This window comes from Hymenobacter tenuis, assembly GCF_054780495.1.
Genome location: NZ_BAAGWF010000003.1, coordinates 256,243 through 278,752, shown reverse-complemented (window position 1 = coordinate 278,752; position 22,510 = coordinate 256,243). Strand labels below are relative to the sequence as shown.

At 52.3% G+C, this 22,510-nt stretch carries 17 protein-coding genes; 4 read left to right on the top strand and 13 right to left on the bottom strand.

The genetic code is table 11. The annotated features are described in order from the left end of the window. Positions 1-31 precede the first annotated feature (31 nt). The 3 genes from porW (at position 32) to uvrC (ending at position 7,629) form a co-directional block, all read left to right on the top strand. Positions 32-3,169, top strand: a complete 3,138-nt coding sequence (gene porW / locus ACYVGU_RS12630; RefSeq protein WP_460622396.1) for a type IX secretion system periplasmic lipoprotein PorW/SprE — start codon at positions 32-34, stop codon at positions 3,167-3,169. A gap of 94 nt (positions 3,170-3,263) precedes the next feature. Continuing rightward, a complete protein-coding gene (locus ACYVGU_RS12625) occupies positions 3,264-5,606 on the top strand; it encodes a PBP1A family penicillin-binding protein (protein ID WP_460622395.1) in 2,343 nt (780 codons plus the stop codon). A gap of 199 nt (positions 5,607-5,805) precedes the next feature. Beyond that, the gene (uvrC, locus tag ACYVGU_RS12620; RefSeq protein ID WP_460622394.1) at positions 5,806-7,629 is read left to right on the top strand and encodes an excinuclease ABC subunit UvrC; all 1,824 of its coding nucleotides are present in this window, start codon (positions 5,806-5,808) and stop codon (positions 7,627-7,629) included. Between the two features lie 115 nt (positions 7,630-7,744). Here uvrC and porN read toward each other — a convergent pair whose 3' ends face one another. The 10 genes from porN to lipB all read right to left on the bottom strand — a co-directional run bounded on the left by porN (position 7,745) and on the right by lipB (position 18,092). Next, positions 7,745-8,635 carry a type IX secretion system ring subunit PorN/GldN gene (gene porN, locus ACYVGU_RS12615; protein WP_460622393.1) on the bottom strand — a complete coding sequence of 297 codons (891 nt, stop codon included), beginning with the start codon at positions 8,633-8,635 and terminating at the stop codon, positions 7,745-7,747. 47 nt (positions 8,636-8,682) lie between these two features. Then, positions 8,683-10,272, bottom strand: coding sequence for a type IX secretion system motor protein PorM/GldM (gene porM, locus ACYVGU_RS12610; RefSeq protein WP_460615008.1), 1,590 nt, complete (start codon positions 10,270-10,272; stop codon positions 8,683-8,685). Positions 10,273-10,356: 84 nt separating this feature from the next. Further along, the gene (gene porL, locus ACYVGU_RS12605) at positions 10,357-11,163 is read right to left on the bottom strand and encodes a type IX secretion system motor protein PorL/GldL (RefSeq protein WP_460615007.1); all 807 of its coding nucleotides are present in this window, start codon (positions 11,161-11,163) and stop codon (positions 10,357-10,359) included. 87 nt (positions 11,164-11,250) lie between these two features. Next, complete coding sequence (porK, locus tag ACYVGU_RS12600) at positions 11,251-12,270, bottom strand: T9SS ring complex lipoprotein PorK/GldK (protein WP_460615006.1); 1,020 nt, start codon at positions 12,268-12,270, stop codon at positions 11,251-11,253. Between the two features lie 238 nt (positions 12,271-12,508). Further along, positions 12,509-13,600 carry a PorP/SprF family type IX secretion system membrane protein gene (locus ACYVGU_RS12595; protein WP_460622392.1) on the bottom strand — a complete coding sequence of 364 codons (1,092 nt, stop codon included), beginning with the start codon at positions 13,598-13,600 and terminating at the stop codon, positions 12,509-12,511. 46 nt (positions 13,601-13,646) lie between these two features. Then, positions 13,647-14,465: a uroporphyrinogen-III synthase gene (locus tag ACYVGU_RS12590; protein ID WP_460622391.1), complete on the bottom strand. Its 819-nt coding sequence runs from the start codon at positions 14,463-14,465 to the stop codon at positions 13,647-13,649. A 75-nt stretch (positions 14,466-14,540) separates the two neighbouring features. Further along, on the bottom strand, positions 14,541-15,704 hold the full coding sequence (locus ACYVGU_RS12585; protein ID WP_460615003.1) for a DUF4271 domain-containing protein: 1,164 nt from the start codon (positions 15,702-15,704) through the stop codon (positions 14,541-14,543). Between the two features lie 38 nt (positions 15,705-15,742). Further along, complete coding sequence (locus tag ACYVGU_RS12580; protein WP_460615002.1) at positions 15,743-16,810, bottom strand: MraY family glycosyltransferase; 1,068 nt, start codon at positions 16,808-16,810, stop codon at positions 15,743-15,745. 65 nt (positions 16,811-16,875) lie between these two features. After that, on the bottom strand, positions 16,876-17,292 hold the full coding sequence (locus tag ACYVGU_RS12575; RefSeq protein WP_460622390.1) for a hypothetical protein: 417 nt from the start codon (positions 17,290-17,292) through the stop codon (positions 16,876-16,878). Beyond that, positions 17,289-18,092, bottom strand: a complete 804-nt coding sequence (gene lipB, locus ACYVGU_RS12570; RefSeq protein WP_460622389.1) for a lipoyl(octanoyl) transferase LipB — start codon at positions 18,090-18,092, stop codon at positions 17,289-17,291. Before lipB ends, ACYVGU_RS12575 begins: the two co-directional genes overlap by 4 nt. Before the next feature lie 263 nt (positions 18,093-18,355). Here lipB and ACYVGU_RS12565 point away from each other — a divergent pair, with 263 nt between their 5' ends. Continuing rightward, positions 18,356-18,715, top strand: coding sequence for a YraN family protein (locus tag ACYVGU_RS12565; protein WP_460622388.1), 360 nt, complete (start codon positions 18,356-18,358; stop codon positions 18,713-18,715). A gap of 61 nt (positions 18,716-18,776) precedes the next feature. Here ACYVGU_RS12565 and ACYVGU_RS12560 read toward each other — a convergent pair whose 3' ends face one another. From ACYVGU_RS12560 to ACYVGU_RS12550, 3 genes are all read right to left on the bottom strand, one after another. Continuing rightward, a complete protein-coding gene (locus ACYVGU_RS12560) occupies positions 18,777-19,769 on the bottom strand; it encodes a toxin-antitoxin system YwqK family antitoxin (RefSeq protein ID WP_460622387.1) in 993 nt (330 codons plus the stop codon). A gap of 158 nt (positions 19,770-19,927) precedes the next feature. Further along, positions 19,928-21,760, bottom strand: coding sequence for a heat shock protein Hsp90 family protein (gene htpG, locus ACYVGU_RS12555; protein WP_460622386.1), 1,833 nt, complete (start codon positions 21,758-21,760; stop codon positions 19,928-19,930). 145 nt (positions 21,761-21,905) lie between these two features. Next, positions 21,906-22,448, bottom strand: a complete 543-nt coding sequence (locus ACYVGU_RS12550) for a hypothetical protein (protein ID WP_460622385.1) — start codon at positions 22,446-22,448, stop codon at positions 21,906-21,908. Positions 22,449-22,510 lie beyond the last annotated feature (62 nt).

Below are 22,510 nucleotides of genomic sequence, written 5' to 3'. Positions count from 1 at the left end.
CCTTGGGGCCGCATTACTGCTTGTCCTCTGTATGGCGGGCTGTGCCTCTGAGCGTCCTTCTATGCTTGGCCACGCGTATGACAACGTGGTAGCCCGCGACAACGCCTACTTTCTGGCCCGTGAAAAAATGCGTGCGACGGAAGCCACTTTATATCAGGCCCGCATCAACGACTACAACCGGGTACTACCCCTCTTCCCTACCCTCGATGATGCTACCGTAGCCCGCGTAACGGCCGACTTAGAGGATATTATTAAAAAAGCGTCGCTACCGATTCAGCACCGGCCGGGCTCTGACTGGACGGATGACAGCTATATCTTGGTTGGCAAGGCGCGGTATTATAAAAGGGAATTCGAGGATGCGGCGAAAACCTTTCGCTACGTTAACTCCATCGGTAAAGAGCCCAACACGCGGCACGAAGCCCTGATTTGGCTGATGCGCACGTTTCTGGCGACGAAAGAGCTGGAAAACGCGGCCGCCGTCTCCGACTTACTTGATAAAGAGCAGGGCACCGAACTGAATGCCCGGGAGCTATTCCTAACTCGCGCCGACTTCTTTCTGCAACGTGGAGAGCCAACTCGGGCCATTGAGAATCTGGAAAAGGCTATTCCGTATATCGAACCCAAAAACGAGCAGTCGCGCACGCGTTACATCTTAGCTCAGCTATACCAGGCCCAGGGCGAGGATAAGAAAGCGTATGCACAGCTGAATCAGATTTTAAAGAAGAATCCGCCCTACGAGCTGGATTTCTTTAGCAAGCTGCTGCTAGGGCAGGTATCGGACTTAAACCAGACTGATCGAGCCCGACTGGACAAGTACTTTGCTAAGCTGCTGAAGGACACCAAGAACAAGGAGTACCGCGACAAAATATATTACGAGATGGCGCGGCTGGAATATCGGCAGCAGCGCTATTCTGAGGCCTTGGCTTTGTTGCAGAAGTCGGTGCGAACTCCGTCTACTAACCAGGCCCAGAAGTCCTATGCCTATCTGCTGACGGGGCGGATCTATTACGAGAACCTGCAGAAGTACCGACTGGCAGCGGCTTACTACGACAGCACAGTGCAGGTTTTGCCCAAAGAGCTGCCTGAATACGCCACTATTTCGGAGCGGGCAGCCATCCTGAAAGAATTTGCCCAGCAAATCACGGTAGTAGAAACTCAGGATAGCCTGCAGGCCCTAGCTCGCCTTGACTCCGCAACCCTGCGCACCCGCCTCACGGCGTATGCCCAAGCCGAGTTGGAAGCGCAGCGCAAGGCCGCCGAGCTATTAGCCACCCAGGAGGCGCGGGAAGCACAACGCAATGAACAGCAAGCTAATTCTGGGCTCAGTAACTCGCGTGATCTGCAGCCTGGAATAAATACCGAAGACTTCATTGCCGGCAACACGGGCGTGAAGTGGTACTTTGATAACCCAACCGCTCTGGGCACAGCCCGCAACGACTTTATTCGGAAGTGGGGCGACCGGCCGCTACAGGATAATTGGCGAACGGTAAGCCAGACCAGTAGCTCGCCGGTTACGGCGCGCGGCGGTAATGTGCCCGTGAGCATTGCCGGCAACAGCAGCACCGTGGTAAATGGGAGTGGGAGCACCACACCGGGCTCGGCTCAGGCTTCTGACCCCGCCACGCAACTGCGCACTTTAGTAGACAGCTACCGCCAGAACATTCCGCTAACGGAAGCCCAACGGCAGCAATCGGATGCACAAACCGAGGAAGCGCTGTACCAGTTGGGGGGCATCTATAATCAAGAGCTGCGCGAGAAAACCAAAGCAGTCGAAACCTATGAAACCCTTCTGACCCGTTATCCGCAGGGCAAGCACACTCCGGAGACTCTTTATATTCTTTATCTGCTTCACAAAGAGCAGAACAACCTGAGCAAAGCGGAAGAATATGCCAACCGGCTGCGGCAGGCGTATCCTACCACATCATATGCCCGCTTGGTAGCTGATCCGGAGTATCTGCGCCGCACTTCCGAAGCTACTGCGAAGGTGGCCGTGCTAGTAGACTCTGCTTTTACTTTGTACAAAAACCAGGAGTTTAAGAAGGCAAGCGCCGTGCTGGCACGAAGCCAAAAGCAATACCCAGAGAATGACCTCAACGACCGGGTGGCCTTCCTGACCACGTTGCTCACCATCCGTACACAGCCTCCGAGCACGGCCAAAGCAGCCGTAGAGAAATTCTACAAGGAGTATCCGCAAAGCCCTTTGGCACCTCAGGCGGCTACCTTGCTTACTACCTACAAGCAGCAAGCAGAAGGCCAGATTACCGGTGCGCTAGCCTCCACCGACAAGCCGGTAGTATCCATGTTCAAGCCGGGGGAGGTTGAAAATCGGATGCGTATTTTCTATAAAGAAAATGAGTCGCCGGCTGCACCTGCTGCTCCTAAAGCAACCACTCCGGCTGTCTCAACACCAGCGCAGCCAGGAGCAACACCGGCTACTACCCCTGCTACTGCTCCAAACCCAACCGCACCTACTGCCACACCGGCAGCTCCTACAAGCGCTGCAGCTTCTGACACTACAACGTCCTCGGCAACGCCAGCTTCAGTGCCCGTTGTTGATGAGGCAAAGGCAGCACGGATGGCAGCAGCACAGGCCCGGGCCCGCGGCAAGAAACCCGTGACCCCACCCAAAAAATCAGCCCCCCCCTCCCCTATACCTCAACCGCAGCCAGCAACCACGCCTCCTGCCACTGTGCCAGGCACTACCCCACCGGCACCAGGTACGGCCCCTGCATCAGCACCTATTCAAGAGGCACCCGCCGCTACTACTGGTACACCTCCTAGCCCTGCCCCCATCGTAACGCCTTATAAAGTAGAGGTGAATGCGCCGCATCTAGTAGTACTCGTATTTAATAAGGATGCTGCTGCGCTAGCGAATATTTCCGCTCAGCTGACTGCGTATCACACCCGTTACTACAAAGCCAGCAACCTGCAGGTACGCCAGCAGGCTCTTGGCAGCACTCAGGAGTTAGTGGTAGTAGAATCGTTGCCCGGCGCGAAAGTTGCTCAGAACTACGCCCTGAAGCTGCGCGGCCCTCAATCGCCACTGAGCAAGTTGCGAGGAGCGGGTTACCAGACGATCATAATTGGTATTGATAACTTGCCGCTGCTTTTGCAAAGCCAGAACCTGGAGGAATACCAGCGCTTCTATCAACAGAACTACCTTAAATAATTAACTACGAGGCAGTAGGCTTGCCGCCTTGCACTACCCTAGTGTTTGAACTGGCTGCCTTTTCTAGCTTCCTGCTTAATTTTCAATTGAAGAAATGGCCTACCCTGCCACCAAAAAGAAAGCTTCTTTTCGAAAAACCAATCAGCCCGGACGCTACACAGGCCTGACGCGTGCCCTGTGGCTGCTGTTCGGGGCTGGCATCGTCGGGATGATCTTGTACGTGCTGGCAGTTAGTGTCAACTTCCTGAACTTGTTTGGGCGTATGCCCAATCTGAAAACGCTGGAAAACCCGCGCAGCGAGCTGGCCTCCGAAATATACTCGGCTGACAACGTGCTGATGGGCAAATATTTCCGTGAAAACCGCACGCCTGCGGAGTACGAAGACCTTCCCCAGCACCTCGTAGACGCCCTGATTGCTACTGAAGACGCTCGCTTTGAGGAGCACTCCGGCATCGACCCTAAAGCAACTGGCCGGGTGGCGGCTGGCCTCCTGACGGGGGGTAGTGGCGGCGGTGGCTCTACGCTCACGCAGCAGCTAGCCAAGGTACTGTTCCGTACCCGCGAGGACCTGAACGACGGCAAGCTCAACGACGTGCCCGGCATCCGGATGCTCATTACCAAAACCAAGGAGTGGATTCTGGCCATCCGCCTGGAGCGCAGCTATACCAAGCGCGAAATACTGCGCATGTATCTGAATACCAACGACTACGGCTCCAACGCATTCGGTATCAATACTGCTTCTAAAACCTTCTTCAGCAAAAAGCCTAAAGAGCTTACTTTGCCCGAAGCTGCTACCCTAGTGGGTGTACTGAACGCCCCTACCCGCTTTAGCCCCAAGTATAATCCGGGCCGCTCTAAAAGCCGCCGCAACTGGGTACTGCGCCAAATGCAGAAATACGGCTACATTGATGACCAAACCCTGCAGCGCGATACGCTAAAGCCTATTGCCCTCCGCTACAACGTAGAAAACCAGAATGAAGGCATTGCTCCTTACTTCCGGGTAGAGGTAAGCAAGATGCTGCGGCAGTGGGCTAAAGAAACCGACCACGACCTGTACACCGATGGCCTGAAGATCTACACGACCATCGACTCGCGCATGCAGAAGTATGCCGAATCGGCGGTGGCAGAGCACATGAAGCTTCAGCAGAAGTGGTTTGATGCACATTGGAAAGGCCAACAGCCCTGGCGTGATGAAAACGGCCGCCTGATTCCGAACTTCCTCAGCACCTCTATTCAGCGCACCGAGCGCTACAAGTCGCTTATCGGCCGTTTCCCCGATAACAAGGATTCCGTGAAGTACTATCTGAACAAGAAGTACCGAATGAAGGTGTTTACCTGGAATGGCGGCGAGAAAGAGGTGCTTATGTCGCCGATGGACTCCTTGGCGTACTATAAGCGTCTGCTGCACTCCGGCTTTATGGCCATGAACCCTCTAAATGGCCAAGTAAAGGCCTGGGTAGGCGGTATCAACTTCAAGTACATCAAGTACGACCACGTAAAGCAAGGACGACGTCAGCCAGGCTCCACCTTCAAGCCGTTCGTGTACGTAGCCGCCATCGACCAGGGCTACTCACCGTGCTACCAGCGTCCTGACGTTGCGACTACCTTCCCAGCCGAGCGTGGCCGGCCAGCCTACACGCCCCGCAACTTTGAAGGCAGCTATTCCGGTCGGGTGTTTACCCTGCGGCAGGCCCTAGCCCGTTCCATGAACTCCATCACGGCTTGGCTGGTCCAGAAGCTAGGTCCTGAAACCGTTGTAAGCTATGCCAAGCGCCTTGGCATCACGTCGCCAATTGAAGCTGTGCCGGCGGTCGGTTTTGGCTCTTCTGATGTGAGCGTATACGAATTAACCGGCGCCTACAGCACCTTCGTGAACAAAGGCATCTGGACGGCCCCGATGATGGTTATGCGCATCGAAGACAAAAACGGTAACGTGCTACGGGAGTTTGTGCCCCAAACCCGCGAAGCCCTCAGCGAAGAAACTGCGTACCTGATGACCCATATGTTGCGCGGCGCTACCGAGGAGCAAGGCGGTACCAGCATCATTTTGAAGGGTGGTTTCAAGTTCCCGTATGAAATGGGCGCCAAAACCGGTACTACCTCTAACTACTCCGATGGCTGGTTTATGGGTCTTACGCCTGACTTAGTGTGCGGTATGTGGGTAGGCGGCGAAGATCGTAGCATTCACTTCCGGACCGGGGCATATGGCCAGGGCTCCCGCTTGGCGCTGCCTATTTATGGCGTGTTTATGCGCAAAGTATACGCCGACAAAAGCATTGGCATCAATACTGGCCCCTTCCCAAAGCCTACACAGCCGCTTAGCATCGAAATCGACTGCTCCCGCTATTATAACGGGGCCAGCCTGCGCGACACCATTCCTTCTGACCAAAAACTCAACCAGGTCGAACTGCAGGACTTAAGTGGTGAGGACATTTAGCCTGTTACTCAGCTACAGCACTAGGTGCCACAAAACGCTGAACTGATAACTTTCCAGAACGTGGTTGGGACTTCCCGGCCACGTTTTTTGTTACACTAGTCTCGCAAAATCAGCACCGAATCTGTATCGGTGCACGCTGCGTATTCTCTTTGTGTTTACTGCTTCTCTAGCAGCAATCCTTTTGTCTCCCGACCTTTCTATGGCTGCTACCGCCCACCTGCAAGAACAGATCCGCCAGCTTCCTCACCGACCGGGGGTGTATAAGTACTTCGGCGATGAGGATACTATCATTTATGTAGGCAAGGCCGTTGACCTCCGGAAGCGCGTCAGCAGCTATTTTACAAAGCAGGATCATAATAAAAAGACGCAGCAGCTGGTCAAGAACATTCGCCGCATAGAGTTTACTATCGTTGACTCAGAGTCGGATGCCTTTTTGCTCGAGAATAACCTCATTAAGCAGCATCAGCCCAAGTACAACATCCTGCTGAAGGATGGCAAGACGTATCCGTACCTGTTGCTTACTAATGAGCGGTTCCCGCGTCTTATTCCTACCCGCAATAAGCGCCCCGATGATGGACGCTACTATGGGCCTTACGCGAACGTCACGGGCATGAACCTGCTCTTAGAGCTGATTCGAGCCTTATATCCGCTACGCACGTGTACCTATAACCTGTCGCCCCAAAATGTAGAAGCCGGCAAGTTCAAGGTGTGCTTGGAGTATCACTTGGGCAACTGCAAAGGCCCCTGCGAAGGCCTCCAGGACGAGGAAACCTATCAGCAGTACATCCAGCAGATCCGGCAAATCCTGAACGGCGACCTGCGTTTGCCGAAGCAGTACTTCCGCGAGAAAATGATGCTAGCAGCGCAGGAACAGCAATACGAGTTGGCCCATCAGCTCAAGCAAAAGCTCGATAAGCTGGATGAGTTCCAGTCTAAGAGTACCATCGTAAATGCGGCGCTTTCCAATATTGACGTATTCAGTATTGCTTCCAACGAGAAGTCGGCCTTCATCAATTACCTAAAGGTGATGAATGGCAGCATTATCCTCACTCAATCGGTGGAGGTACAGAAAAAGCTCGATGAGCCGGATGATGAGATTCTGGCCCCCATGATTATGCAGATGCGGGAGGAGTTTGAAAGTCAGTCCAAGGAAATTCTGACCAACGTAGCTATTCCGCCGCTTCCTCTACCGGGCGTTGCCATCACGCAGCCGCAGATAGGCGACAAGCGCAAGCTCATGGAGCTCAGCATCAAAAATGTGCTGTACCTGCGCAAGGAAAAGGAAAGCATGAACGACCGCAGCAAAGACCTGAATGAGGTCAGGATCATGGAAACCATGAAAAAGGATTTGCGGCTTACCGAGCTTCCTAAGCACATCGAGTGCTTCGACAACTCCAACTTCCAAGGCGATAATCCGGTGGCCGCTATGGTGTGCTTCCGCAACGCTAAACCCAGTAAGAAGGACTACCGCCACTTCCATATCAAGACAGTAGTAGGACCAAACGATTTCGACTCTATGTACGAAATCGTGACGCGGCGCTACCGCCGCTTGCTCGATGAAGGGGCTACTCTGCCTCAACTCATCATCGTCGACGGTGGCAAAGGCCAGTTGGGCATGGGGGTTAAGGCCTTGAAGGACCTAGGGATTTGGGGACAAGTGCCTATTATCGGCATCGCCAAGCGGTTAGAGGAAATATACGTTCCCAACGACCCGCTCCCCCTGTATATCGATAAGAAGAGCGAAACCTTACGCCTAGTCCAGCGCATGCGCGACGAGGCACACCGCTTCGGCATCACGTTCCACCGTAGCCGCCGCGATGCAGCTACCCTCAAAACTGAACTCACCGATGTGAAAGGCCTAGGTCCTGTTACGGCTGAAAAGCTCCTCAGCAAATTCAAATCGGTGAAGAAGATAAAGGAGCTCACTGAGATGGAGCTTATTGCAGAAGTAGGCAAAGCCAAAGCCCGAGTCTTGCTTAACTACTTTGCCGAACAGGAGCAAACTGATACGCATTCCAGCTAACAGCTTACCTAGTATTCTTACTCAGAAGCTCTGACTAAAAACAAAAATCCCCTGCCAATTTAGGCAGGGGATTTTTAGTATTCAAAAGCTAGTTATTTACCCTGTAAAGGACTTACTAGAAGCTCCACAAGTTGTATTCGTACTCAATCAGGTCAGCGGCAGCTTGCTGGGAAGCAAGAATACCCTGCTGCTGGCTACCATAGATTTCATCCAGACGCGAATCATTCGGGTTAGAAACCTTCACGATGTACGAGTTGAACAGCCACAGTTCGAAGGCATCAGCCAAATTCTTGTGCTGGGCATCGTTCTGGGGATTGAACCAGACAGCCTTGTCAGGATTGGCACGGAATACACGCACAAGGTCGCTGTATTTGAACGTACCGATGACTTTTTCAATGCCTGCGGTGTTGGAGCTCAGCGTAGAAGGCACCAGCAACGTGATGGTTTTGATATCATGATACATCCGTGACCGTTTCTTGTCAAAGATCATATCCTCCTTCAGTTCCATCTGATAAAGGTCCTTGTAACGGTATTCGTTAGCAGCAGGAGCAACTGGCTTGGCCGCAACCGCCTTTTTGCCTTTACCTTTTTTTGCTGGAGCGCCCCAATCATCAACGCCTCCACCTAAGTCGCTTTCAGAGAAGCCGGCGGCTTTCTCCTCGTCGCTCAGGCCAGCCATGGTTTCCGTATAGGACGTATTCGACAGAACCTCGGTTGATGAGAAGGTGCTCGTCAGAGAATCGTTTTTATACGCCTGCAGCTCACCACGCTTTACTGCTTCGAGAATCACTTTGCTGATTTCCTTGCCTTCAGCGAACATGGGTTTGTTCTGCTTTTCACGCAGGTCTATCGCGCGCCAAACCGTCTTCCGGAACATGATGTCCGAGTTCGGAATCGGGCGATACGAGCCGTTGCTGCTCGCGGTGGTTGCTTGTTCCTGAGCTGAAGCTGCCACCGACAGCGTTAGGCCGGCCGCCAAAGCGGCGAAGGAAAGGAATTTGTTCATACCGTGATAATCGAAAAAGCGTAGTACTTAGTTCAGGCAACCAACGCTTAGATCAGCGGAATATTGAAAGTTTTCGAAACGTTTACCTGTTCAGTGTTGCCTTGGAAGTTCATACGCTGAACCTCTTTCACTTCAATGTACAGACGGTCACCTTCACGAGCGGCGTTAACCACGTCCGTCAAGTTGGCTTCTGGGCCGTTGATGGTACGGGTTGGGATAGCCGGACGCTTACCACGAACCAGGGTGATTTCGTAGCGCGTTACCCGGTAGCGAGCATCCTCAGGCAGGAAGGTAGCAAAGCCAGCATCAGCAATAGCACGCAACTGCATGTTACGAACTGCCGTGATTGGAGTGCCTTGCTTCTCGTTGGCCTCACGACCACCTACTACGCATTTGATATCTGGCTTCGGAATCGGGCGAACCTGGAAGGTCTGAGAGCCAATGGGGTTGCCACCGCTGCTTACGCTTAAGGTTACCTCACGAGAGTTTGGCACCAGAGTAACCTCACCCTTCGATGAGCCTTTGATAGTAGAAGCACCCGAAGCCGAGAAGCTTGGATCGTACTGGGCACCTAGGGCAGGAACTTGTACGCTTAGCTTGTTACCGCACTTGAAATACAGTGCCTGTACCGAAGCAGACTGGATCTGCATCACGGGCTTAGTCACCGTGTAAGGAACCGTTACGTTGAAGGTAGTGTCACGGCCATTCTGCTTAAAGCGAATGGTGCCTTTCCAGCTAGCCTTAGCGTTGCCCGAAGCATCAAATGCGCCAGGGCGAGCGGTGAACTCCACCTTGCCTTTGCCATCTGGGCCAACTGACAACGGCGAACCGTTCAGAGTCATGGAAGGGCGTAGGTCAGAAGCAGAAGCCGTCAAGAACAGTTCAGCTTTGTATTTGGTACCAGCTGCTACTGTGTTCGACTCAGCACTTGCGAAAGCACCGATTTTATCGAATACAATAGTTTGAGCACCTACCTGATTAGCAAGTTTAGTTAGCGCATCAGCTTCGTACTTAAGCACTTCCGTCTCTTTCTGAGAAAGGACAGCTAATGCAGCTACTACTGGGGTATTCTCAAAGTTCAGCTGAGCGAAATCTTTGCTCTTTTGATCAGCAGTTACACCCGGGTCATCCTTAGGATCTAGTGCTAGAGCAGGCGCCGTGAAACCCGGAACCATTTTCTGCAGATCAGAAGCGTAAGCGTTAAGCTCATCCTTCATTTTGTAGCCGAGGCCATTGCGGCTGCCAGCACCACCAAGCATCACGTTAGCTACCTTATCGGAAGCTTCCATGTTCTTGTATTCATTCTTGTTCTGGTTCTCCGTTTTCTCAAGCAATTGAGTACGGATGTCACGCAGATAAGCGACCATCTTCGAAGTGCGCTCCCGAACGCTTTCACTTTGCTTCAGGATAGCAATATCCTTTGCTTGGTTCCGGTTCCGGGCTACTACTTCCTGAATGCCTTTTACAGCACCTTGGTTGGTTTTAGCAGTCTTTTCGTTAACGCCGAGCAGACTATCGTCTAGGAATTTAAATTTCAGCAGAATGGCTGAATTTACTTGTAGGGCCAGAAGCGCAGTCAGTACTAGGTACATCATGCCAATCATCTTCTGCCGCGGAGTCTCTTTTGCTCCCGCCATCGTATCTCTCTGTGTCTATAACTGCTGTGTAGGAAGAAGAGCACTTGGGGCTTACCCAAGTGCTAGCATTACAAACCTGACAAATTAGTTGGTGGCGCGCATTGCGTTCAACATGTTGCCGTACACGCGGTTAAGCGAGCTGAGGTTCGAAGTCAAGCTGGTTACTTCCTGCTTGAACTGGTCGGTTTCTTTACCGGCTTCGGTCAGGTTCTCCATAGCCTGAGCTAGGGTGCCATAGAATTTGTTCATCGACTTCAGGTGCGTGTTAGCATCCTGCAGTTCCATTTCGTAGACAGCATTCAGAGCACCCAGGTTTTTGGTCACATTCTGAACCTGAACATGGTACTCACGAGCGTCGTTAGTAGCATCAGCCATGGCAGTCATAGCCAATGCAGTCTGCGAATACGACTCATTGATACGCTCCAGCGACTGGGCAGCCGAGCGCACTTTCGTCGTGTACTCGTCCGTAGCATTAGTGGCTTCACCCAGCGAAGAAAGTTGCTGAGTAGTCGTGCTCAGACGATTCAGGCCCTGGCCCAGTGAAGCAATAGCCTCGGGCGTTACGTTAGCATCTTTCAGCATATCATCCAGCTTGCGGGTCAGGCCCGTGCCAGTATTTTGCTCAACGAATTTGTTGCTGTTGGTAGATGGGTCATAACCTTCGCTCAGTTCTGGGTACACCAATGACCAATCGACTTCTTTGGGGTTAGGCTGGAATGCACTCAAGAAGAAGATGATTGCCTCCGTACCCAGACCTACGATGAGCATTTCATCAGCACCCTTCAAGTGAAGAATTTTGAAAAGTGCCCCAATAATTACGACTGCTGCGCCGATGCCGTAAATCTTCGGCATTACCACATCGTAGAAAAAGTTACCGCCTTTTGCTGCCATGTTGTAGAAATTTGTAAAAAGTAATTGTTGTGAGTTGAAAAGCAGAAGTAATTAAAGGAAAGCCGCAGCGGGCGAAACGGTCAAATATTAGTTCAAACCGCTATTTGTTCCCATGCCAATCTGAATCATGGCAGTGCGGAAACCGATATAAGAGCGGGCTGAATCCTGATATTCAAAATTGCGAGTACCAGTCTCAAGGAAATAAGCAATGTCTTTCCATGAACCGCCACGAACAACTTTGCGGGGCTCATTGTCATCGGGGTTAGTTGGGTTCATATCCCATACTACCGGCACCGATGCTTCCATGTAGGCATCATCACACCATTCTGCCACGTTACCCGACATATCATACAGGCCAAAATCGTTGGGGAAGAAAGCCCCTACTGGAGAAGTGTATGCATAACCATCGGAGGCGTAGTCACCACGGCCGGGCTTAAAGTTAGCCAGCATGCAGCCTTTGGAGTTACGCAGGTAAGGACCGCCCCAAGGATATGTAGCGAGGTCACGACCGCCACGAGCAGCGTACTCCCACTCAGCTTCGGATGGCAGACGGAAGTTTGGAGTTGGAGCCAAACCAGCCTCTTCGTTAGCAGCGTTCTTGTTTTTCGTGCGCCAGTTGCAGAAGTATTTTGCAGCGAACCAGTCAACACCAACTACTGGGTAGTCATCAAATGCTGGGTGAGTGTAATAGTACTCCATGAGCGGATCGCCCATGTGATACGTGAAGTCACGTACCCACACCGTTGTATCGGGGTAGAGTTCAGTCATGACGTACTCTTCGCCCAAGACATCAATAGAGTCTTGACGAATAGCATTCATAAACTGACGGTATTCATTGTTGGTAATTTCCGTCTCGTCCATGTAGAAGCCGGCGATAGTCACCTGCTTGTTCATGTTCACCATAGAGGCTGATATATCCTGGTCCGTCTGGCCCATATGGAACGTTCCACCGGGGCAAGGCACCATGCCATAGGGAACTTCCTGGGGGTTAAACTCCGGACGATCTTCCGCCCCTACCAGGTCGCCTTGTGGTGCATTACCGAAACCACAGCCTCCCAGGATAAGCGTCGAAAGCGCGATGAGAGGCAATACGAGAAACTTGTTCATGTGAGAAAGAAAAAGACTGTCGAGGCGGCGATACCCTAAGATTACAATTTTATGAGCTGGCAAATCTAGTGAATCCTGTGTTCGCAAACAAGCTAGTCGGTCAACACTAAAAGTTTGTCTACGAATCAGTTTCACAACCAGTTAAACGAAAAAGGCGACAAGTTAAATTCATGACTAGGGGTAGCACAACGGTTAAGCAATTGTTTCTACCCTTCTTCCGATTCCTACTACCCTTAAATTAGAAGCTATAACGAGGAGTATGGATGGCAGGCCGTACTCTCAATCCAGGTTTTGGCAACCGATATCCCAGCATTATTTCGAATGAACTAGCCGCCTTAGCATCTTGATTAAATGCAATAAAGTCATATGCTAGTCCCAACCTAAGTGAGTTATCTTTTGCAAAACTCACTCCACCCAAAGCCGTGAATGCGTCACCCGACCGATATCCCAATCCTCCCCAAAAACGGTCGTCAAAGGTAGCCCTCGCCCCCAGCTCATATGAGTTGTTTCGGAGAGAGAATTTACCATTGTCGCCAAACTCACCCGGTAGTACCATCTTCACTAATGCAGTGGGTGTTAATACAACGGAAGAAGTAAGTTCGATATTGCTACCTACAGTCAGGTAAGCATGGTTCTCGTTCAAATATTGAGCCGAATTACCACTAGCGGCTACCTGACTATTAAATTTATAACTGGAGCGAAGCAAATTATTTACGCTCAGGCCTGCATACAGCTTAGGCGCCTCATACCAAACTCCCGCTCCCATGTCCAACTTTCCATCTGATCCTTCTCGGGGCACATAAATATCCGACTCATCATTCGCCCGATACTGCCCCTGATAAATATTGTTAAAAATACCTTGTATACCTAATCCCAGCGTACCTTCTCCAATGGTTATATGACGAGAGTAGGATACTTGAACGTTGGTAGTATTGAGTTGAGCTATTTTATCCCGATAAATGCCGATGCCGATGCCTCCGGCAAGAATTGGCACTGGTAGAGACGCAGTAATCGAAGCAGTTGCAGGGGAGCCACCATCATCGAAGGTGGCGTTGTAACCGAAATACTGAATGCGGCCTAGAGCTGTAATTTCACCATATCCCTTAATACCAGCATACGCTGGATTTAAGTTCAACCCGTTGAAACCATAATGGCTGAACTGAGGCTGTTGCTGAGCAGCGGCTTTGCCCATCAGCAAAACAGCGCAAGCACAGAGTACACTTCTCTTCATAGCTATTAACGATGGGCCAGGGATAGGTGAAAAGCGCAGGCCGGACGTTTTCAAATGTAACGAAAAAACCACCCCTGCCAATTCACGGGATATACGCAAGAGGAGCAGTAGTAGCTGCTCCTCTCACTCTATAACTTAGCTAATTTTATTTACTATTTTTCTTCTCCTTCGCCAACTCCACTCCGTGATGATGACGGATGTAGGCTTCAATAGCTCCTGTCATCGATGGAGCATTGGGCTGCGGAGCTTCAATATCTAGCTCAAGGCCGGCTTCCAGAACGGCTTTTGCCGTTGTTGGGCCGAAAGCAGCAATGCGCGTACCGTTCTGCTCGAAATCAGGGAAGTTGATGAACAGTGAGCTGATGCCAGATGGGCTAAAGAAGGCAATGCAGTCATACTTCACATCGGAAAGATCCGACAAGTCGCTAGCTACGGTGCGGTAAATGACCGCCTCCGTAAACTTGAAGCCGTTAGCCCGCATGAACTCTGGGATGTCGTCTTTGCGGATATCAGAGCACGGATACAGAAACTTCTCCCCCTTATGCTTCTTGATAACATCAAACAGATCAGCTGCGGTGCGCTGGCCCACAAATAGCTTGCGTTTGCGCAACACAATATACTTCTGCAGATAGTTAGCTGTTTGCTCAGAGATGCAGAAATACTTCATTTCGGCAGGCATCTCCAGCTTAGCTTCCTGGCAAATCCGGAAGAAGTGGTCGACGGCATTGCGGCTCGTGAAAATCACGGCCGTGTGCTCCAGAATATTGACCTTCTCTTTGCGAAAATCCTTATAGGGAACCGGCTGCACATCGATAAATTCCCGAAAATCGACCTTAATACCATATTTCTCGGCAATCAAGAAATAAGGCGAGATGTCATTTGCGGGCTTTGGCTGGGTGACAAGAATGCTGGAGATACGCTTGGCATGACGGCCCGTCCCCGGTTTGTCTTTGCTCTCGGCCATAGGGTGGAAAAAGTAAATCTAAAGCGATAAGGGGAAGTTGAAGCAGCGCCGGCAGTTGGCCAGAGAAGAGGTATGTCAGTAGGTAAAAACGATCAGCTTTAGCAGAATGACTAGGGGAATCACTTCTGTGGCGCAAAGGTAGGAAAACAAATGCAGATTTAGCAGGGAGGCCTTACGATGGAGCGTTCTTCCGACTCGAATGACGGTACCTACCAACAGCAAGGAAACCACTCCGTTGGATACCCAGAGCACCGTTTCGGGCAGCTGTTGATTGAGGCCTAAGTAAAGCAGCATCACTGCGGGCAGGAACAGGCCCATAAAGAGGATGGTGCGAATAAATTCGCGGTACTGAATCGTGACCAGATCGGTCAGGTCAAATATATAGCCCATCAACTCCAGGAACAGATATTTCCCCACCACAAAGGCGGTAACTAGGCTCGTGTACAGAAGCACCCGCACAACAATGGCCGATTCTGGCACGTCGAACAGGCGCCGCAGGATTACGATAGTCTGGATATTGGTGTGGATGGCAACCAACAGTAGCGCGAAAGACAGCGCGAAAAGCAGCACCAGAACCAGGTTAAGCCACGTAAGCGTTGGCTTAATCAGAAAGTCCTGCTCGGCCGGGCTTTTGCCCCACAAGCCTTCAAGCTGGTAAATTCGGGCGAAGCCGGGCTGATAGGTAGCACGCAGCGCGCCGTACCCTAGGCCTATCAGAAGTAGGAACCCAACAAATACATTCTGGCCCTGGTGGCCTCGGGGCCGAGGCTGAGCGGTAAAAGGTGCGGGGGCAATCTGCTTTCCGGTAGGCGTAATTACGGCCGGTGTAGCATTTGTGAAAGACGGCAGATTCGGCATGGCATCGGGCTGCCACACACATAATAAGTGCGGGCCCGGCGTACTGCCTGTTGGCAGCAATTTAGCCAGATCAACGGTGAAGGATGCCGGCGCCTTGGCCGTGAATACAAGCCTATTATCGAGAAATAAGCTTAAGTTCTCGCGGGCAGTGAAGCTGATAGGCAAGGGCTTACCGGGCCGGATGGTCAGCCACTGATAGTAAGCATGCGCCGGCGCGTGGTAGTCGGGCAGATATAGCACGAGGCGGTTGCGCCCCTCATCATGTATCAGCCAATCGGAGGTGAGGCCGGCGCGCGGTGCTGGGGGAAAGGGTCGGTACTCTGCAGCAGCCACGCAAAAGGGGAGCAAGCTCAGGCCAATCAGCCAGAACAACGTTCTCATTTGCCGGAAGCTGCCAGTACGCACTAGGTGGTAAGTTGTTAGGAAGCGACGCGCTGCCGTTCGGCTCGGCTATGATATACTCCCAGAAATACACTGAGCAGCAGTGAGAAAGCTACTAGCCCCACAATGAGCAGCGTGTTACCGAGGTAAGCAAAGTTGATAACAAACAGAATCACGAGCACATTCAGCAAGCCCAGCAGCAGCACCGTGCTAATCTGCTGGAAGCCCATGGCCAAAATGCGGTGATGCACGTGGTTTTTATCCGGCGAGAAAGGCGAACGGCCCGCCATCATCCGAATAATGAACACGCGCAGAGTGTCAAACAGGGGAACAAATAACACGCCTGCGGCTACTGAAGGTGCCGAAGAGGCAAAGGGCTGGCCCACCTTCAGTCCCATTTCAATAAACTGAATGGTGAGAATGGAAACGATGAAGCCGCATACTAATGAGCCTGTGTCGCCCATGAAGATGGTAGCCCGATGGAAGTTATAGCGCAAGAAGCCTAAAATGCCGCCAATGACGCACACTGATACAAACACGTAGTTCTGGAAATACTCGCCACCGTACCGGTAGAAGTAATACCCGAAAGTGCTTACAATGATCAGCACAATGGTGCCGGCCAGTCCGTCGAGCCCGTCAATTAGATTGATGGCATTGGTGATGCCTACAATGGCAAAAAAGGTAAACGCGTAGCTGATGCCGATTGGGAGCTCCTGAATACCTAGTATTCCCTGAAAACTTGTGAGGCGCACATCAGCCATAATCATGACGATGCCGGTAGCCAGTAGCTGGCCCACGAATTTTTTGGATACCGAGATGCTCACTAGGTCATCTTTCAGCCCCACAAAGAACAGCACAATACAGCCGGCCAGCAGCTGCTGTACGCCGTTGTTCAGAGGAGCGAAAATGGTGAGGGCCGACATGAAGCCAGCAAACACCGCAACGCCCCCCAGGCGCGGGGTGAGTGATTCATGCACCGTCCGCACGTTAGGCGTATCGAGCATGTTTTTCAGGTGAGCGATATAAATAATGGACGGTACGGCGAACAAGGCCACCAAAAACGCCCACAGGGAGGACAGGCCCAACTGAATTCCGAGTGCATTCATTGCGGTTCGGCTCTTACGGTAAGTATGCCCCAAACCGGGACATAGGTTGAAGTGCAAAGATACGGTTAACTATGCAGCACACCGGGACGGTCGAGCAAAGCAATGTGCGTTAAATTGTCCGTAATTATGGAGTCGGGCACGAAGATGAACTTCTTGTCGAAGATCTGGGAGCCAACATAATAACTCACCCAGTACTGATTGTTCAGATGAAACAGCGCCGGATCAATTGGCTCAATTGGAACAATGGCCTTGGGCTCCACTTCCAGCAGAGAGTGGCGTAGCGTTGAGGTCCGGATAGGCTCGCCTTCGGGGCTAGTACCGTAGCCGTTTGAACTTACAATGACATTCTCTAAGGGAAAATCATTGTGGTTAAGCAAGTAGACCTGCCACCCGGGCTGCCCCTCGGTGGTAGAAACCGAATCATCGGGTACTATGGCAATCGAAACCCCTTCAACAGGGTCAAACGCAATATCTTTTTTCATAAGGGAGAGGTTTCATCCAACTCAGCACCTAGTAACTGGGCTAGGTGAGGTAGCAGGCGCTCCTGTACATCGGTTACCGATACAGGGCGACCTAGTTCTTTTTCCAGCGAGGTTACCGCTTTATCGGTAATGCCGCAGGGCACAATATGACCGAAGTACGAGAGGTCAGTGGCTACGTTCAGGGCAAAACCATGCATAGTCACCCAGCGGCTGCACTTTACGCCCATCGCACAGATTTTCCGGGGGTTAGCAGCGCCTTCCTCGAAATCAAGCCACACACCCGTTAGGCCATCAATCCGGCCGGCCCGCACCCCATAGTCGGCGAGGGTGAGGATGACTGCTTCCTCCAGAATGCGGAGGTAGCGGTGGATATCAGTAAAGAAATTGTCGAGGTCGAGAATAGGATACCCTACCAGTTGGCCAGGGCCGTGGTAGGTGATATCACCGCCGCGGTTGATGCGGTGAAAACTGGCGGCATGCGCTGCCAGGCCGGCTTCGTCGAGCAACAGATGCTCGGGCTTACCGCTTTTGCCTAGCGTGTATACGTGCGGATGCTCACAGAGCAATAGGTAGTTTGCCGTTGCCTCGAGGGGTAGTCCGCTTTCCTGGGCTTGCCGATTGCGCACCTTTACGGCTAACGTATCGGCGAGCAATTGCTCCTGCAAATCCCAGGTGGGCTGGTACTCAACCAAGCCTAAGCGCCGCACCTGAAGGCGACGATGCTGGCCAGCACTAGCTGCTTCTGTAGGAGGAAGTGCAGCCGCAGGCACCGGAGTTACGCAAGCGGAGTATGTTGTCATGGCAAAAATTAAAAGGAGCGTTGCACTTCATACTTCCAGCACTCAAGCAAGCGCTCTGCTGGTGCCTGCTCGGACATATGCATTAGTGTTCAGCTTACTTTACACTGGGCCTTTTGCAGCCCTTCTTCCGGCACTTGGTCAGCGGCGCTTTCTAGGCAAGAAGAGGTGCAAAGGTACTAGATTTAGTGCCACGGCCCGTTACGCGTAGCCGAGTCAGCCGTAAAGCACGTAGCATAGTCACTTCCATTTTAGCACTTGAGTATATGCTGCTTCCTGCTCATCAGCTTGGCCGAGAGGGTGAAGATGCTGCGTTACGCTACCTGCTAAGCCAAGGCTACGAACTAGTGCACCGCAACTACCGCTACCGCCGGGCCGAGGTAGATTTGGTGGTGCGCCTTGACGACGAGTTGCTGGTGCTTGTGGAAGTGAAAGCGCGTTCTACTGCTCAGTATGGCCACCCAGAAGAATTCGTGACGGAACGCAAACGGCAACTCCTACGCTTGGCCGCCGAGCAGCTGCAAGAGGAGCTGCCATGGCGTGGCGATATTCGATTTGATATCATGGCCCTCTTCCCTACCGCTACCGGGTTTCGCATCGAGCACTTCGCCGATGCGTTTTACTAGGTGTACTTCGTGGTCAAACCCTGCCTAGGCGCCTCCCTCCTTATTAAACCCTATAGCAGAGCTACTTTTTCATACCTGGGCGGGCGGTGTCGGGTTTGTCGCGGTTATCGAATTTGTCTTTCTCGAAAATAGCCACGCCGTTACGGTTGTACTCCTTTGTCATGACCGGCTCGGTTACCTCGGGGTCGTAGCCGGTTTCGCCGTACTCGTACTCATAGCGCAGGCGGTTGCGAGAATTCCGGAACCCCCAGTACTGGCTCCAGGTGCCTACGCGTTTGCCGTTCTCAAACTGACCAACCCACTCCAGCTGGCCGTTCTCGTTGTAGCGCACGTAGTCGCCTTCCAGTTTGCCATTTACGTAGGGCACCACCTCCTTTAGCTGCTTCTGTGCCGCATCATAATAGGTAATGTTGGCATCACGCGGGAAGCCCATTTCGAAATGGCTTTTGCTGAGCAGGATATTGTCGCGGTTGAAAGTTTCCCAGCGCAAATGGCGCGTCCCGATGGCGTAGAAGCCGGTTTCAATCACCTTACCGCCCTGAAGCTTTTTATACGGGCCATGCAGCACATGCACTTTGCTAGGGTCCAGCTCGCCGGGAGGTGCTTTGGCTATTCGGCGCCGCTTCAAATCATACACGTAACGAGCCGGTGCATAGGGGTTGGGTTGCTGAAAGGTTCGGAGGTAGTAGAAAATTTCCACTACTTGGTTTTTACCCTTCGGGCCCGACTTTACATAGCCCTTCTTAATTCGCTCTCCGAGAAAGATGTTCTTCTTTTTCTTTGGCTTTCGTTGAGCGGCTTTCTCTTTTTCCTTAGCGGCCCGCTCCTGCTCCTTGGTCATAACGACCTGCTTGGCTTCCAGAGACGGAGCCTTGGTAGTATCGCTAAGGGTAGCGAGGGTGTCCGCAACAGCTAGGCTCCCAATCGTCTCGGGGCGGCTATTAAAGGAAACCGTCTTTTTAGAGCAGGCGCCGGCCGCTAATAGCAACGCAGGCACCCACAGCATATACAAACGAAACGGGCGCATGAAAGTGTCGGGCAGGATTCGCAGCATCGAACGTAAATATAAAGGGATTTGGTGCCCACCCAGCAGGCTTTGCTAAGCAACCAGGCCTAGGTACTTGGCCGCACTAGGTCTGCAAAAACATAAAACCCTGACAGCCGAAGCCATCAGGGTTTTATACTTGTTTGTACTCTTAAGACTTTCTAAAACTACTCAGCAGCCAGTAAATCGGCGCTGCGCTTCACAAAGGCCGTTAAGGCTTCGCCTTTCAACATACCCTGGGCTAGTAGCGCCAAGTCAAATGCCTGGCGTGCCAGCTTGGAACCAGCCTCGCCCTCTGCTTGCAGCACGCGCTGGGCTACTGGGTGGTTAGCATTCACGCTCACAGTGTAAGAGTCAGGCAAGGAGCCGAACATCTGCATGCCACCGCCGCCACCAACGCGCTGCATATCCTTCATGCGGCGCATAAACTCGGGCAGCGTAATAATAACCGGCGCATCCTGCGGCGACAACGCCTCTACCTGCACGTGCATATGCTCGTTGCTGATGGCCTGCTTAAACACATCCTGCAGCTTGGTTTTATCATCGTCGCTGAGTACGCTTTCCGTGGTTTCATCCTTCTCGATGAGCTTACTCACGGTATCAGCATCAACGCGCTTGAAGGTAGTTTTTTCCAGCTTCTGCTCTAGCTGCCCAATGAAGTGCGGATCAAGCACGGCATCCAGCTTCAGCACGTCGTAGCCGCGCTCCGTAGCCGCCTGCACATAGGCGTGCTGGGCCTCGGGGTCAGTAGTATACAGTACTACGGTCTGCTCGTTCTTGTCCTTCTGGTTGGCCTGTACAAACTCCTGGTACTCGGGCAGCGTGAAGTACTTTTTGGCGGTATTTTGCACGAGAGCAAAATCCTTGGCCTTCTCGTAAAACTTCTCGTCGGAGAGCATGCCGTACTTTACGAACAGGCCGATATCTGACCACTTCTCTTCGAAGCCTGCGCGGTCTTTACGGTACAGCTCCGCGAGCTTATCGGCCACCTTTTTGGTGATGTAAGTGTTGATTTTGCGCACGTTGGCATCGGCTTGCAGGAAGCTGCGCGACACGTTCAACGGAATGTCCGGCGAGTCGATAACGCCGTGCAACAGCATCAGGAACTCGGGCACCACATCCTTCACTTCGTCGGTGATGAACACCTGGCGCGAGTACAGCTGGATTTTGTTGCGCTGGAACTGTAGCTCGTCCTTCACCTTCGGGAAGTACAGGATACCCGTCAGGTTGAAGGGGTAGTCCACGTTCAGATGAATCCAGAACAGCGGCGGCTCCGAGAATGGATACAGTTCCTGATAGAACTTGGTGTAGTCTTCGTCGGTCAGCTCAGCAGGTTGCTTCGTCCAGATAGGTGCGGTCTGGTTGATGACCTCGCCCTCAAACTCAATTTCAACCGGCAGGAACTTGCAATACTTGTTCAGGATACCTTTTAGGCGGGCTGCTTCCAGAAACTCGTCGGAGTCTTCGGCTACGTGCAGCACAATGTCAGTGCCGCGGTCGGCTTTGTCGGTCGTTTCGAGGCTGAACTCGGTGCTACCGTCGCACACCCAGTGGGCACCTTCGGTATCCTCTTTGTAGCTTTTCGAGAAGATTTCTACCTCCTTGGCTACCATGAAGGCCGAGTAGAAGCCCAAACCGAACTGACCGATAATCTGGTCTTTGGCGGCGGCATCCTTCTCCTTGTATTTCTCCACGAACTCCGTGGCGCCGGAGAAAGCAATCTGGTTGATGTACTTCTTAATTTCTTCGCCCGTCATGCCGAGGCCGCGGTCGGAAATGGTGATGGTGCGGGCTTCCTTATCCACGCTCACTTTCACCTTCAGGTCGCCCAACTCGCCCTTAAACTCGCCGAGCTGGCCCAGGCTTTTCAGCTTTTGGGTAGCGTCCACAGCATTGCTTACCAGCTCACGCAGGAAGATTTCGTGGTCGGAGTACAAGAACTTCTTGATGATGGGGAAGATATTCTCGGTATGAATCGAGATGCTACCTTTCTCTTGCATAGCAGGTTAGAAAAGATGAGTTAAAACAGAAACCGGACTATTTGCCAGCCCTAGGGCTAGGTAAGTGCGTCGGTTACGGAATTTCAAACCTTGTTCCACAACTGCTGTGGCTGTCATCTTGGCAGCGCGCCAGGACCCGCGCTTACTAGGCCGCCACACTCGCCGAAAGCCCTGCGGCCCCGGCAGCCGCCTGCAAAGCGGCTGAACTGCGCAACCAGTCGAGGGCCGTGTCAGCGTCATCAAATACCTGAATTTCAAACGCGGGCTGACGTAGGCTGACTTCCAACAGCATTTGATGCTGGGTATGCGAGGTGAGCACCAACGCCAAGTGTTGCAACGGCAAATTTGGGAGCCCCGCCAGGCAGCGCACCTCCAGCCAGTACTGGTCCATGGCCGAAAGATCCGGCATTCCGTCTAGGTCAAGCAGCAGCCCCTGAATCTGTTCTTTTTGCAGCCGCTCCAATACATCTGGCACACATTGCTGTATCTGGTAAAAGGAGGACAGCGCCTGCCAGTGCAGCCGCAGCAGGCAGTGCTGTGGCTCGTACCAAATCTGGAAACAGGGAGATTTTCCGGACATATTTAGCGGCTCCTTCATAACGCTTGGCGTATCACTTACCAATAATTGGCAGGTGTTGACCAATGATAGAGCCCCTCTTTTGTCCTGGGATACTAATTCGGCCAGCATAGCATAGCCACCGGCCAACTACCTATTCTAACAGACTAAAAGCAGCCTCCTGTTGTGTTAGC